Annotated in this window: 15 protein-coding genes and 1 riboswitch; of the genes, 6 read left to right on the top strand and 9 right to left on the bottom strand. The window is 75.0% G+C overall.

Annotated features, from left to right (window positions below; genetic code table 11):
* Positions 1-5: 5 nt before the first annotated feature.
* The 3 genes from BIU94_RS04085 to BIU94_RS04075 all read right to left on the bottom strand — a co-directional run bounded on the left by BIU94_RS04085 (position 6) and on the right by BIU94_RS04075 (position 2,856).
* On the bottom strand, positions 6-1,097 hold the full coding sequence (locus tag BIU94_RS04085) for a winged helix DNA-binding domain-containing protein (RefSeq protein WP_139195941.1): 1,092 nt from the start codon (positions 1,095-1,097) through the stop codon (positions 6-8).
* Entirely contained in the window at positions 1,094-1,840 is a 747-nt protein-coding gene (locus tag BIU94_RS04080; protein ID WP_071254492.1) for a phosphotransferase enzyme family protein, read from the bottom strand. Before BIU94_RS04080 ends, BIU94_RS04085 begins: the two co-directional genes overlap by 4 nt.
* 122 nt (positions 1,841-1,962) lie before the next feature.
* Positions 1,963-2,856 (bottom strand): NUDIX domain-containing protein, encoded by an 894-nt coding sequence (locus BIU94_RS04075; RefSeq protein ID WP_071254490.1) that lies wholly within the window; start codon positions 2,854-2,856, stop codon positions 1,963-1,965.
* Positions 2,857-2,924: 68 nt separating this feature from the next.
* Positions 2,925-3,020: riboswitch (TPP riboswitch) on the top strand.
* Between BIU94_RS04075 and thiM the strand changes: the two genes are divergently transcribed.
* The 3 genes from thiM (at position 3,009) to thiD (ending at position 6,117) form a co-directional block, all read left to right on the top strand.
* Positions 3,009-3,857: a hydroxyethylthiazole kinase gene (gene thiM, locus BIU94_RS04070; RefSeq protein WP_071254488.1), complete on the top strand. Its 849-nt coding sequence runs from the start codon at positions 3,009-3,011 to the stop codon at positions 3,855-3,857. (Overlaps the previous riboswitch by 12 nt.)
* Complete coding sequence (thiE, locus tag BIU94_RS04065; protein WP_071254486.1) at positions 3,854-4,609, top strand: thiamine phosphate synthase; 756 nt, start codon at positions 3,854-3,856, stop codon at positions 4,607-4,609. The genes thiM and thiE overlap by 4 nt, the downstream gene beginning before the upstream one ends.
* Positions 4,606-6,117 (top strand): bifunctional hydroxymethylpyrimidine kinase/phosphomethylpyrimidine kinase, encoded by a 1,512-nt coding sequence (gene thiD, locus BIU94_RS04060; protein WP_071254484.1) that lies wholly within the window; start codon positions 4,606-4,608, stop codon positions 6,115-6,117. The genes thiE and thiD overlap by 4 nt, the downstream gene beginning before the upstream one ends.
* A 48-nt stretch (positions 6,118-6,165) precedes the next feature.
* Here thiD and BIU94_RS04055 read toward each other — a convergent pair whose 3' ends face one another.
* From BIU94_RS04055 to BIU94_RS04040, 4 genes are all read right to left on the bottom strand, one after another.
* The gene (locus BIU94_RS04055) at positions 6,166-6,675 is read right to left on the bottom strand and encodes a metallophosphoesterase (protein WP_071254482.1); all 510 of its coding nucleotides are present in this window, start codon (positions 6,673-6,675) and stop codon (positions 6,166-6,168) included.
* A complete protein-coding gene (locus BIU94_RS04050) occupies positions 6,672-7,142 on the bottom strand; it encodes a MarR family winged helix-turn-helix transcriptional regulator (RefSeq protein ID WP_071254479.1) in 471 nt (156 codons plus the stop codon). The genes BIU94_RS04055 and BIU94_RS04050 overlap by 4 nt, the downstream gene beginning before the upstream one ends.
* An 82-nt stretch (positions 7,143-7,224) precedes the next feature.
* The gene (locus BIU94_RS04045; protein WP_071254478.1) at positions 7,225-7,686 is read right to left on the bottom strand and encodes a VOC family protein; all 462 of its coding nucleotides are present in this window, start codon (positions 7,684-7,686) and stop codon (positions 7,225-7,227) included.
* Positions 7,687-7,709: 23 nt separating this feature from the next.
* Positions 7,710-8,006: a GNAT family N-acetyltransferase gene (locus BIU94_RS04040; protein ID WP_071254476.1), complete on the bottom strand. Its 297-nt coding sequence runs from the start codon at positions 8,004-8,006 to the stop codon at positions 7,710-7,712.
* A gap of 52 nt (positions 8,007-8,058) precedes the next feature.
* Between BIU94_RS04040 and BIU94_RS04035 the strand changes: the two genes are divergently transcribed.
* A complete protein-coding gene (locus BIU94_RS04035; RefSeq protein WP_071254474.1) occupies positions 8,059-8,694 on the top strand; it encodes an NADPH-dependent F420 reductase in 636 nt (211 codons plus the stop codon).
* 57 nt (positions 8,695-8,751) lie between these two features.
* Here BIU94_RS04035 and BIU94_RS04030 read toward each other — a convergent pair whose 3' ends face one another.
* Positions 8,752-9,720, bottom strand: a complete 969-nt coding sequence (locus BIU94_RS04030) for an aldo/keto reductase (protein WP_071254471.1) — start codon at positions 9,718-9,720, stop codon at positions 8,752-8,754.
* Positions 9,721-9,821: 101 nt separating this feature from the next.
* Here BIU94_RS04030 and BIU94_RS04025 point away from each other — a divergent pair, with 101 nt between their 5' ends.
* Complete coding sequence (locus BIU94_RS04025; RefSeq protein ID WP_071254469.1) at positions 9,822-10,949, top strand: hypothetical protein; 1,128 nt, start codon at positions 9,822-9,824, stop codon at positions 10,947-10,949.
* Positions 10,950-10,952: 3 nt separating this feature from the next.
* On the opposite strand, the gene BIU94_RS04020 is transcribed toward BIU94_RS04025, so the two are convergent.
* Complete coding sequence (locus tag BIU94_RS04020) at positions 10,953-11,810, bottom strand: LysR substrate-binding domain-containing protein (protein ID WP_071254467.1); 858 nt, start codon at positions 11,808-11,810, stop codon at positions 10,953-10,955.
* 256 nt (positions 11,811-12,066) lie between these two features.
* Between BIU94_RS04020 and BIU94_RS04015 the strand changes: the two genes are divergently transcribed.
* The gene (locus BIU94_RS04015) at positions 12,067-13,293 is read left to right on the top strand and encodes an MFS transporter (protein ID WP_254784745.1); all 1,227 of its coding nucleotides are present in this window, start codon (positions 12,067-12,069) and stop codon (positions 13,291-13,293) included.
* Positions 13,294-13,534 lie beyond the last annotated feature (241 nt).

Below are 13,534 nucleotides of genomic sequence, written 5' to 3'. Positions count from 1 at the left end.
TCGGGTCAGCGGGCGGCGGATGCGACCGGCACGCCGAGGAACGTTCCGAAGCGGGTCGCCGCCGCGTCGAGTGCACGGGTCGCAGCCGCGTCGAGCGGTGTGAAGGGCGTCACCGTGACCGAGACCCCGGCTGCGCGCTCGGTGCGGCTCCACGTGCCGACGACGCGTCCGCGCACGACGGCCATCGGCAGGAACACGCCGTTGCCGCCCGGCACCACCCGGGCGGCGTGTTCGGGGTCGAGCTGGGCGGAGCGGTCGGCGTACCCGAGCAGGTACTCGTCGAACCCCGGCAGGAGGTGTCCGGCGGGCACGCCGCCGACGGCGGGACGGTCGGCGAGGGCGAGGAGTCCGTCGCCGAGGTCCTCCACGGCGGCACCGGCGGCGGCGCGGGCGCGGCGGACGTCGCCGAGCGGCAGCTTCGTCCACGCTGCTGCGTCGGTCGCCGGCGCCGGCCCCCGTCCACGCAGGTACCCGAGGAGCACGCGGCGCAGTGCCTCGTCCCGCTCGTCGGGTGTGGTGGCGCTCGGTGCCGTGGCGGGCGGAGCCCACTCGTCGAGGAGCACCAGTCGCTGCCCGACCCGGGCGGTGGGCCCCCAGGCGACGAGGCCCTCCTGTGCGAGGTGGAGCAGCAGGTGGGAGCCGCGGCCGCCACCGGGGTCGATGCCGGCGCGCCGCCAGACGGTGGACAGGTCGTCGCGGACCAGTCCGGGGCCGCCGGCGAGCGCCGACACCGTGACGTCGCGGGCCCGTGCGACCACTGCCGCGTCGATCCCGAGGGCGTCGGCGCGGCGGGCGGTGCTGCGCAGGGTGCGCCCGGCGGTCAGCGCGAGCAGCAGGCGCAGGTCGTCGGGGCGGACGACGTGCAGGGTGCCGCGCATCGGCCACGACCGCACCAGTGCGCCGCGGTCGAAGGCGTCACGGACGGTGGCCAGGGTCGCGCCGTGGGTCCGCACCCCGACGGCCCACAGCGCCTGCCCGAGGTCCTGCCCCTGCACGGCGAGCATCCGCCCGACCGCGGCCTCGGGGTCGGGCGCGGTGCCGCTGATCCCCTGCGCGGCGAACCGCATCGCGCGGAGGCGCGCAGGGGTCGGCGTCACGCGACGGCGGCTGCGATGTCGTCCGCGTGCTGCTCGATCCAGGCGACGTCGGCGCGGTACAGGTCCGCGTGTCCGTGCTCGAGGTCGCTGGTGAACTTCGGGTTGCCGGCGGCGGCCTCGGTCTCGATGGTGGTGACCATCGCGACGAGCGACGCGGTCATGGTCTGCACGAGGACGCCACGGGACCGGTCGTCGAGGCCGTAGGCGCGGCAGAACTCGGCGGCGCGGGCGAGCCGGTCCGCCAGGTGCGGTGCCGTCGCCCCCTCGACCTGGCCGGTCGTGAACGGCGCGAAGCGGTACACGGCGCTCGCGACGTCCCAGACCCGGGGGCCGGGGTGCGCGGTGTCGAAGTCGATGAGGCCCACCGCGGCGATACCGTCGTAGACGCAGTTGTACGGGGCGAAGTCGCCGTGCACGATCGTCTCGACGGGGGCGCGCTCCGCCTGGGACCACACGTCGGCGTCGGGGTCGCGCGGGTAGCTCGCCGCGGCGTCGTGGTACTGCCGGAGCAGGCGGGCGCTGGTGACGAGGGCGGCTTCGCCGGCGACGTCCTCGGTCCAGGGGTACTCGCCGGCGACGCCCGGGACGAACGAGACGGTCTCGAGGACGTCGCCGAGTGCGATGGGTTCCGGCGCGGCCACGAACCCCTGCTCGTGCAGGTGTGCGAGCAGGCGGTGGACGGTCGGCGTCCACGGCCCGGCCGGCCGGTGGACCCGGTCGTCGGTCCTGGTGATCCGCTCCATGGGGGAACCTCCTGTTGTGACGTCTCCGTTGACGTGGAGGCCACAGTACCGACCGTGGACGCGCCGTGTGACGTCGGCGGTGTAAACAGCGTGTGACGGTCGGCGGCGGCGCGCGGGGTCGGTCAGGAGCGGTCGCGGATCCAGGAGGGTCCGTGCACCACCGCGCCGATCGCTCCGACCCGCGCGCGGAGCTCGCGGTCCGCGGTGACCACGACGACGGGGCCGTCGCCGGCGCTGACGGCGGCCCGGGCGGCCTCGACGATCGCGTCGTCACCGGAGCCGGTGGCCCGCACGACCGCGAGTCGCGCGGGGTCCTCGGCGGTGGTGTCGCGGGCGGCACCCTCGAGCACGACCGTCCAGCGCGGCCACCACCGGGCGAACGGCAGGTCGAGCGCCTCGGCGGGCAGCCCGGCCGCGGCGAGCGCCGACACCGACGACAGCAGGCGCTCGGCCGCGCCGGGGCGGTCCCGCCACCAGCCGTCCGGGACGCTGCCGACGACGTTCGCCGCGTCCACGACCACGTGCGGGGTCGTGGTGATCACGGCGCGCAGCGCGGGCCACGACGCCCCGAAGCCGGGGTGCAGCGGCAGGTCCTCGACCTGGTCGACGGGGACCCAGTCCAGTGCGAGGCTCTCGCGGTCGGCGATGACCGGTTCGAACGGACGGGCGGCGCGCCCCACGACGGTCGTGTACGTCCAGAACCCCAGGTCGAGCAGCGCGGTGTGCCGCAGGTCGATGCCGTCCTCGGGGACGCCGGCCTCCTCCGCCGACTCCCGGAGTGCCGCGGTGACGGCGTCCTCGTCCTGGTGGCGTGCCCCGCCGGGGATGCCCCAGGTGCCCCCGTGGTGGCTCCACTCGACGCGGTGCTGCAGGAGCACCCGGCCGTCGCCGTCGTCGACGAGCAGTCCGGCGGCGCCGAAGCGTCCCCACGCCTTGGTGCCGTCGGGGCCGATCGACCAGGCGTCGCCGGGGTCGCGGGGGCCGGGCGGGGGCCCGGGAGGCGTTGCATCTGGCACGGTCCAAGCCTGGCACACGGTGCCCCGGACGGGCCTCGGAGTGGTCACCGGACGTCGTGTACGGTGTCGACCGAGACACGGGGTGCCGCATCCAGCGGCTGAGATCACACCCGTCGAACCTGCTCGAGCTCGTACTCGCGAAGGGATCGTCCATGGAGAACGCTGCGCCCTCCCCTGCCTGGGCCCACCGAACCGCCGAACTGCTCGAGGCCGTCCGTGCCCGGGCCCCGCTGGTGCAGTGCATCACGAACACCGTGGTGCAGAACGTCACGGCGAACGTGCTGCTCGCGCTCGGGGCCTCGCCCGCGATGGTCGACGTGGCGACCGAGGCCGGGCCGTTCGCCCGGGTCGCCGACGCCCTGCTGGTGAACACCGGCACCCCGCACGCGGAGCCCCGGGTCGCCGCACTCGAGGCGGTGCACGCCGCCCGTGACGCGGGCACCCCGTGGGTCCTCGACCCGGTGGCCGTCGGCTCGCTGCCGGTGCGGACCGACCTGGCGCGCGAGCTGCTCGCGCTGCACCCGACGGTGCTCCGCGGCAACGCCTCCGAGGTCCTCGCCCTGCTCGGCGACTCGGCCGGTGGCCGCGGGGTCGACAGCACCGTGGGCACGGAGGACGCCCGGGTCGCGTCCGTCGCTGCTTCGGACGGGAGGCTCGTGGCCGCGGTGGCTGTGTCGGGAGCGGTCGACCTGCTGGTCGCGCCCGGCATCGGTGTGGTCCGGGTCGCGAACGGCACCGACCTGCTGACGCGGATCACCGGTGGCGGGTGCGCGCTCGGCGCGGTCGTCGCCGCGTTCGCATCGGTGGTGCCGGACGAGCCGGGAGCGGCGGCCGTCGCCGCGACCGCGGTGCACACGATCGCCGCGGAGCTCGCCGCTCGCCAGGCCGGGGGTCCCGGAACCTTCCAGCCGCTGTTCCTCGACCGGCTGGCGTCGCTCACCCCGGAGGACGTCGTGCGGACGGCGCGGATCACGGTCGAGACGCCCGGGGTCGCGGCGTGACCGCCGCGACGGGCGTCGGCGTCTACCTGGTGACCGACGGCGCCCTGGCCGACCGGCACGGCACCGGCGTGCTCGGGGTCGTCCGCGCCGCGGTGCGCGCCGGGGTCCGGATCGTGCAGGTGCGGGACAAGGACGCCTCGGCGCGGGACCTGCTCGCCCTGACCGCCGCGGTGGCCGACGCCGTCGGGGACCGCGCGACCGTCGTCGTCGACGACCGGCTCGACGTCGCCCTCGCGGCCCGGCACGCGGGTCACCGGGTCGCGGGCGTGCACCTCGGCCAGTCGGACGTCCCCGTCACGGCCGCCCGTGCCCTGCTCGGAGCGGACGCCCACGTGGGCCTCACTGCGAACACGCTCGCGCACCTGGCTGCCGTCGAGCGACTCCCCCGCGGCACCGTGGACCTGCTGGGCGTCGGCGTCGTGCACCCCACGGCGACGAAGGCCGACCACCCGCCGGCCCTCGGCCACGACGGGTTCGCCCGGCTGGCTGCCGCCACCGACCTGCCGTGCGTGGCGATCGGTGGGGTGACCCTCGACGACGTCGCGCCGCTCCGGGCAGCCGGTGCCGCGGGTGTGGCAGTCGTCTCGGGGATCTGCGCCGCGGCCGACCCCGGGTCCGCCGCGGCGGCGTACGTGGCGGCATGGGGCGGTGCGTCCGGTCCGGGTCCCGACCACGCGGCGGGGGCGGGCCGGTCCGCGGGGGCCGTGTCGGGCCTCCCGTCCGACGCCACACGCCACGAGGCGGACGCATGAGCGTCCCCCGGGTGCTGAGCATCGCCGGGACCGACCCGACGGGCGGGGCCGGGATGCAGGCGGACCTCAAGGCGATCGCCGCGCACGACGGGTACGGCATGGGGGTCGTGACGGCGCTCGTCGCGCAGAACACGCACGGGGTGCGCTCGGTGCACGTGCCGGACGTCGGGTTCCTGCGGGAGCAGCTCGACGCGGTGTCGGACGACGTCGTGGTCGACGCGGTGAAGATCGGGATGCTCGGCACCGCCGACGTCGTGCGGGTCGTGACGGACTGGCTGCGGGAGCACCGGCCGCCGGTGGTCGTCGTCGACCCCGTGATGGTGGCGACGAGCGGGGACCGGCTGCTCGACGAGGACGCCGCGTCGGCCGTGGGGGCGTTGTTCGCGCTCGCCGACCTGGTGACGCCGAACCGGGCCGAGCTCGTCGTGCTGGCGGAGCTGGCCGGTGCGCCGGGGACGGCGTCGCCGGCGTCGTCGTCTTCGTCTTCGTCGTCGTCGTCGTCGTCTTCGTCGTCGCTGGCGGCGGCTCGTGCCGTGGCGGCGCGGTGGGACGTCCTGGTGCTGGCGAAGGGCGGGCACGACGAGGGGCCGACCTCGGACGACGTGCTCGTGGCACCGGACGGCAGCGCGCGGGTGTTCACCGGGCCGCGGGTCGCGACGACGAACACGCACGGCACGGGGTGCTCGCTGTCCAGCGCGATCGCGACGCTCGCCGCGCGGCACGGCGACTGGGAACTCGCGGTCGGGGTGGCGAAGGAGTGGCTCACGGCGGCGCTCCGCGGCGCCGACGCACTGGCGGTGGGGAGCGGCAACGGCCCGGTCGACCACGGCGCGCAGGCACGGGCGGCCCTGCCGACGCTGTCGTACACGGACGTGTGGTGGGCGGACGCGGCACCGGTGCTGCAGGAGACGATCGACTGCGCCTTCCTGGTGGGGCTCCGCGACGGCACGCTCGAGCCGGAGGTGTTCGCGGGCTACCTGGCGCAGGACGTCCACTACCTGCGGGCGTACGAGCGGCACCTGGCGGCGCTCGCTGCGGCGTCCGGTCCGGGTGACGGTGCCGCTGCGTTCTGGGCGGCGGCCGCGCAGGGGTGCGCCGACGAGGCCCGCGACCTGCACCACCGACGGCTCGCCGGCTCCCACGCCGACGACCCCGTTCACCCCACGTGCGCCGGGTACCTCGCACACCTGCAGCAGGCCGCCGACTCCGGGTCACCCGCGGTGCTCGCCGCCGCGGTGCTGCCGTGCTTCCGGGTCTACGCCTGGGTCGGGTCCCGGCTCGGGGCCGCTCCGGACGGGCACGCCTTCGCCGACTGGATCACGGCCTACGGGGACCCGGGGTTCGCCGCGGCGAGCGCCGAGGCGACCCGGCTCGTCGAGGACCTGGCGCGTGCGGCGACCCCCGACGAGCGGGGGCGGATGGCGCGGGCGTTCCGGCGATCGGTGGCGTGGGAGCTCGCGTTCTTCCGGATGCCGACCGCTGCTGCCGACGTCCCGGTCCCACGCTGACGGACGGAGCTCCGGGCCGGGCCGGGCCGGGCCGGGTCCGGACCGCGGCTAGCGGGCGGCCGGGGGCAGCCGCACCAGCTCGACGGACAGGTCGGCGCCGTCCACCGTGCCGCGCATCCACGTGTGGTCCGGCTGCCGACGGCGGTCGGTGGGCGAGCCGGGGTTGAGCAGCCGCAGGCCGCCGGGCGCCACGGTGTCCCAGGGGATGTGCGAGTGGCCGAAGACCAGCACGTCGACGTCCGGGTACGCCTCGGTCATCCGGCGTTCCCGGCCGGTCGACGCCCCCGTCTCGTGCACCAGGGCGAACCGCAGGTCCTCGACCGGGAACCACGCCACGAGCGGCAGCCGGTCGTCGAACTCCGGGCCGTCGTTGTTGCCGCGGACGCCCTCGAAGCGGCGCGACCGCCCCTGCACGGCGTCGAGGGTCGCGACGTCGACCCAGTCCCCCGCGTGCACGACGAGGTCGGCGGCGTCGATGTCGGCCCACAACCCCGCGGGCAGGTCCTTCGCCCGCTTCGGCAGGTGCGTGTCGGACAGCAGGACGAACGACGTGGTCACGAGTCGGTGCGCCCGGGCATCGGCAGGCCGGCCTCGTCGGCGGCGCCGAGCCGCTCGAGCAGGCCGGCGAGCAGCGCGATGTCGTCGTCGGACCAGTCGGCGAGGCGTTCCTCGAGCGCGTCGCGGTGCAGCTGCACGGACCGTTCGAGCGCGGCGCGGCCGTCGTCGGTCACCGCGAGCGGCTTCGCGTTGCCCGTCCCGCCGTCGAGCGTGCGGACGAGTCCCGCCGCGAGCAGCCCGGACAGCTGCCGCGAGATCGTCGACCGGTTCAGCCGCAGGTAGCGGGCGATGTCGATGGCCATGCAACCGGGGTGCTGCACGACGAAGTCGACGAGGGACTGGTCGACGACGCTCAGCACCAGTTCGGAGCCGCGTGCCCGGATGCTCGCGCGCCGCGTGATGCGGGCGAGTTCCGTGTAGGCGCGACCGATCTCGCTGTTGCGGACCTGGGAGCTCGGGTGGTCCATGGAGGGCTCCAGCCTGTCTGTGCCGGCACCGGCCGGCGGTGTTCTCTCCTGCAACGGTACCGGCGGGGTCACCGGTACCGGGTCAGCGCCCCGCGGCCGCCGCCTGCAGCGCCGGGATGTCCAGCTTCACCATCTCCTGCATCGCGCGGAAGACCCGGGCGTTCGCCTCGGGGTCGCCGGAGCCGGCCATCAGGTCGCCCATCATCGACGGGGTCACCTGCCAGGACAGCCCCCACCGGTCCACCAGCCACCCGCACGCGACCGGTCGGCCGCCGTCGGCGAGCAGGGCGTCCCACACCCGGTCGAGCTCGTCCTGCGTGTCGACGTCCACCTGGAACGACACCGCGTCGGAGTGCGGGTGGCCGGGTCCGCCGTCCATCGCCCGGTACGGCCGGCCGAGCAGCGTGAACTCGACGACGAGCGTCCGCCCCTCCGGTGTCGTGGCGATGCTGTCGATGCGGCTGTCGGGGAACAGGCCGACGTAGTACTCGGCGGCCTGGCGAGCCTGGTCGTCGAACCAGAGGAACGGGGTGATGGCGGGCACGGTGGCCCCCTTCTCGTGTCGGCTCAGTCCGCGGTGCCGCGGACGAGCAGGTGGGCCTTCTCGGGGTGGGCGTCGAACCACTCGCCGACGAACCAGCACATCGGCACGATGCGCTTCGTGGTGGTGGTCTCGACCTCGGCGACGGCGTGCTCCACGAGCGCCGCCGCGTAGCCGTGGCCCCGGTGCGCGGGAACCGTGTACGTGTGCGGGAACGCGATCGCGTCCCCGTTCTCGCGGTGGTCGAGGACGCTCACGAGTGCGCCGTCGACGTACATCGCCCAGCGCTGCCGGTCGGTCTCGTTGCGGAACTCGTGGGACATGCCGCCATCATGCTCCGGGGAATGCCGACCCGTCCGCCGTGTTGCACTCGGCATGACCACCATCGGCATCATCGGCGCAGGCAACATCGGATCCCAGCTCGCACGGCTCGCCGTGCGGAACGGCCACCAGGTCGTCATCGCGAACTCCCGCGGACCGGAGACGCTCTCCGACCTCGTGGGCGAGCTCGGCGACGGCGCACGTGCCGCCACCCGCGACGAGGCCGCAGCCGCGGGCGACATCGTCGTCGTGACGGTCCCCCTCGGCGCGATCGACACGATCCCGGCCGAGCCGCTCGCCGGCAAGGTCGTCATCGACACGAACAACTACTACCCGCAGCGCGACGGTCAGATCGCCGCCCTCGACGAGGGCCGCACGACGACCGCGCAGATGCTGCAGGACCGGCTGCCCGGCGCACGGGTCGTCAAGGCGTTCAACCACATCGGCGCCGCCGACCTCACCGGCCACGCCACGCCGGCCGGCACGCCCGACCGCCGCGCCCTCGTGGTCGCCGGCGACGACGCCGAGGCGAAGCAGGTCGTCACCGACCTCATCGACGCGTTCGGTTTCGACGTCGTCGACGCGGGCTCCCTGGCGGACAGCTGGCGCATCGAGCGCGACACCCCCGGCTACGGCCCCCGTCTGACGGCCGAGCAGCTCCGCGACGCCCTGGCAGCAGCCACGCGCTGACCCGACCGACGTGCGCCCCGGTCCGACCGTCGACGGCCGGGCCGGGGCGCACGCGCGTCAGGCGCGGTCGAACAGGACCGTCATGTCGGCGATGTCGTCCTCGGAGGGGGTCCACGTCGTCCCCGCCTCGACGTTCTGCGTGATCTGCTCCGGCTTCGTCGCCCCGGCGATCACGCTCGACAGCCCCGGCTGCGCGAGCAACCACGCGAAGGTCGCCTGCAGCATCGTCACGCCACGCTCGTCGCAGAAGCGCTGGTAGTCCTCGAGGACCTCCCACGGCGCGTCCTCGAGGACCCGCGGCTTCGAGGTCGTCAGCCGCCCGTCCGACGGGCCGCCGGACCGCGTGTACTTGCCGGTGAGCAGGCCGTTGTACAGCGGGAAGTACGGCAGGAACCCGAGCGCGTAGGCACGGACCGCGGGCAGCACCTCGGCCTCGACCTGCCGCGCCAGCGGGCTGTACTCGTCCTGCGCCGACACGAACGGCGTCGTCCCGGCGATCGACGCGGTCAGTTCGGCCTCGGCGATCTGCCACCCGGCGAAGTTCGAGTGCCCGACGTAGCGGATCTTGCCCTCGCGCACCAGGTCGTCGAGGACGGACAGGGTCTCCTCGATCGGCGTCACGTCGTCGGGGCGGTGCATCTGGTACAGGTCGATCCAGTCGGTGCCGAGGCGTCGCAGCGAGGACTCGACGGCGAGCCGCACGTACCGGCGGGACCCCCGCACGCCCCAGTCCGGACCGTTCGCACCCTGCATGTCCATGCCGAACTTCGTCGCCAGGACGACCTCGTCGCGCCGCCCGGCGATCGACCGACCGAGCATCTCCTCGGACATGCCCGGCGCCCCGCCGTAGACGTCCGCGGTGTCGAAGAGGGTGACCCCGGCGTCCAGGGCGGCCCGGACGACGGCGTCGGTCCCCTCCTGCGACTCCGACGCGGTGCCGCGCCTGCCGAAGTTGTTGCAGCCGAGGCCGACGGTGGAGACGACGAGTCCCGAGGGACCGAGCGGGCGGTGTTCGATTCCGGTCATCACCCGACCGTACCGGCGACCCCGGAACTGGGGCGGCGACTTTCCGAGGCAGCGCCGGTAGAACTGATCGTGGATCACTCGACGGAAAAGGGAGCACCGCTGTGGCATCGCACCGCATGCCGGACTCGGACCGGCCGCGCCGTCCGGTCCCGTCCTGGGTCACCGCGCCGCCCACCGACGCCGCCCCGGCCGCCGCCGGCCTGGAGGCACGCCCCACCCCCGCCACGTCGCACGCCGCCCAGGGGGCGCCGGGTCTCACCGCCGGCGCGCACGTCGCGACGACGGTCACGGCCCTCGCCGAGCAGGACGTCGTCGTGCCCGACTACCCGCCGCAGCAGGACCTGCTCCCGCCGGCGCCGACGTCGCCCACCGTGCACACCGTCCCGTTCCGCACCCCGACCGCACCCCCGGCTCCCGAGGCCGCCGTGCCCGTCGCGACCGCCCCGGTGACGCTGCCGGCGCCGTCGGCCGCGCCGGCACCGCCGGCCGTCGCTCCCGTGCCGTCCGCGGGCCAGCCGCGGTTCTCCGTGCCGGGCCTCGAGCACGTCGTCGTCGAGGGCACCGAGCCCGCCCCCGTCGGTCCGATCGGCTACCGCACGCCGCGCCGCTTCGCCGCCCAGCAGGGCGCCGCGGTCGCGCCGACCCCCGCTCCGGCGAACCCGTTCGACACCGTCGTCCAGGGAGCCGCCGCGGCGGCACCCGCCGCACCCTCGGTGCTGCCCGCGCCGGTCGTGCCCGCGCCGGCCGACACGGTCGGCGGCACCACCGCGACGCCCGTCCCCGCGACCGGCGCCGACGCTCCGACCGCCGCCCTGCCCGCGACCGCACCCGAGGGCGGGCCGGACGCCGTCGCCGGAGCCGAACCGGGCCTCCCGTCCGCCGCCGCCGCGACCCGACCGCGCCGCGCACTCGGCGCGACCCCCGGAGCCGTGCTCGGTGCGCTCACCGGCACCGCGACGCTCGGTCTCGCCGCGTGGTGGTTCACCGCTCCCGGCACGGTGCACGCCGTCGGCCTGGTGCTCGGGGCACTCGCGCTCGTGCTCTCGATCGCGACGCTCCGGAACGCCGCCGCGACCTGGCAGCGTCCGGTCGCACTGCTCGGCGCGGTGCTCGGCGGGGTGGGCACGCTCGTGCTGCTCTGGGCCGTGGCCGCCGCACTGCTGCCGCTCGCGGGGGTGACGCTGCCCGACCTCACCGGCAGCGGGACGACCCCGACCCTCGCGCCGTAGCGGTCAGACGGCGCGGACGACCCCTCGGGACGTGATCGCGTTCGTGAGGGCCTCGATCGGACCGCGCTGCACCGTCGGGTTCGCGATGAGGACGTAGTCGACCGCCGGCAGGTCCGGCAGGCCGAGCCGCTGCGAGACCTTCACCAGGTCCGCCGGGATGAGCGAGTGCGGGAACACCGCGACCCCGATGCCGGCGCGCACCGCGGCGAGCACGCCGTTGACGTCCCGGGTGTTGCAGGTGATCCGCCAGGTCCGGCCGGCGGCCTCGAGGGCGTCGATCGCCATCTGCCGGCTGATGCTCGGCGCCTGGTAGACGATGAGCGGCACCGGCTCGTCGCGTTCCACCGTGATGCCGTCCTGCGCCATCCACACCATCTGGTCGGTGGCGACCCGGGTGCCCTCGGCGGACTCCCCCGCGGTCTGCTTGATGAACACCAGGTCGAGCTGCCCAGCGTGCACGCGACGCAGGAGCGGCGCCGACTGGTTGACCGTCAGCTCGAGGTTCACCTGCGGGTGCAGCCGCCGGAAGTCGCGGAGGATCCGCGGCAGCTGCGTGATCGCCAGGTCGTCGGCGGCGCCGAACCGCAGCCGCCCCCGCGTCGCCGAGCCCGAGAAGTACGCGTCGGCGGTGGCGTGCGCGGCCAGGATGGTCCGCGCGAAGCCCGCCATCGCGTCGCCGTTGTCGGTGAGCGCGACCCCGCGGGTGTCCCGGGCCACCAGGGTCCGCGCCACCGCGGTCTCGAGGCGCCGGACGTGCTGCGACACCGTCGGCTGGCTGATGCCGAGCCGGTTGCCGGCCTGCGTGAAGCTGCCGGTCTCGGCGACGGCCAGGAACGTCTGCAGCAGGACCGGGTCGAGCACGGTGGTCGCCTTCCGTCGGTGGGCCCCATTCGACATCGCAATGGAGTGATAGCCACCATACGGGTGGCGAATGACCCGCGGACCCGTAGTTTCGGTGGGGCAGACCCCGTGTTCCCGACGGGGTGCCCGTCCCACCACCACGTCCGGAGTACCCCGCACCGTGAGCGCGTCACCGACGACCCTCCCACCGCCCACCGAACCGCTGCCCGTCGTCGCCGAGCGTCCGCCGTGGCGACACACCCTCATCGCTCTGTCGGTGCCGAACTTCCGACTGTTCACCGCGACGAACCTCGTCGCGATGACCGCCGGGTGGATGCAGCGCATCGCGCAGGACTGGCTCGTGCTCCAGCTGACCGGCTCCGTCGCGCAGGTCGGCATCACCGTCGCCTGCCAGTTCGCGCCGATGCTGCTCTTCGGGCTGCTGGGCGGCGTCCTCGTCGACCGGTTCTCGAAACGCGCGCTCATGATGATCACGCAGGGCGCCTTCGCGGTGCTGTCCGCACTGCTCGCCGTCCTGACGCTCACCGGCGTCGTTGAGGCCTGGCACATCTGGGTCATCGCGTTCCTGGTCGGCATGGTCACCGTCATCGACAACCCGGCTCGCCAGGTCTTCGTCACCGAGATCGTCGGCCACCAGCACCTGCGGAACGCGATCAGCGTCAACTCGTCGGTGTTCCAGCTCGGCGGCATGATCGGCCCGGCGCTGTCCGGCGCGCTGCTCGTCGCGGTCGGTGCCGGCTGGTCCTTCGGCGTGAACGCGGTCGCCTGCGTCGCCGTCGTCGTGACGCTCGGGTTCCTGCGCGTGTCCGAGCTGCACCGGACGCCACCGGCTCCCCGCGGCAAGGGCCAGCTCGTCGAGGGCCTGCGCTACGCCCTGCACAAGCCGACGATCCTCGTGCCCGTGGTGCTCATGGCGTTCTTCTCGGTGTTCGCCCTGACGATGCCCGTTCTGCTGTCCGCCTTCGCGTCCGAGGTCTACGACGTCGGCGCCGCCGGCTACGGGGTGTTCAACTCCGCGGTCGCGGTCGGCGCGCTGGCCGGCGCACTGCTCTCCACCCGCCGGGCGGTCGTGCGGCTGCGGACGATCGTCGGCGGGGTGTTCTGGACCGGGGTGCTGCTCGTGGTGTCGGGGACGATCCCCGTCATCGCGCCGTTCACCGTGGCGCTCGTCGTCGTCGGCATGTCCCAGCTGCTGTTCATGACCGCCTCGAACTCGCTCGTGCAGCTGTCGTCGAACGTGGCGATCCGGGGCCGGGTGATGTCGCTCTACGTCCTCGTGCTGCTCGGCGGCCAGGCGATCGGCGGGCCGGTCATGGGCCAGGTCGTCGACCACTTCGGCGCCCACGTCGGGATGGTCGTCGCCGGCGGTGTGCCGGCCGTGGCCGCCGCGGTCATCGCGCTCGTGCTCGCCCGTCGGGGCGGCCTGCACCTGGCGGTGCGGATGCGCCACCACGTGCCGGTGCCCGCGATCGTCGCGCACTGAGAGGGCGGGGCGCAGGGCGGGCGCGGACGCGGGGCGAATGCGATGGGCGCGGGCGCGGGCGCGGGGCGGAGCGGGCGCACGGCGCTTCGCGCCCCCGTACGGGCATCGCACCCCGACTCACACGGGCGCGATGCCCGCCAGGGGGCGCGGACGCAGGCCGCAGCGGACGCGAGGCACGAGACGGAGCCGACGAGGGCCTCCCCACCGGGGCGCGGACGCGCACCAGCGCGTCGCACCCCCG

It is taken from the genome of Curtobacterium sp. MMLR14_006, from assembly GCF_001864985.1.
GTDB lineage: Bacteria > Actinomycetota > Actinomycetes > Actinomycetales > Microbacteriaceae > Curtobacterium.
The sequence above is the reverse complement of the archived record's forward strand: the minus strand, read 5'-3'. Positions and strand labels throughout refer to the sequence as shown.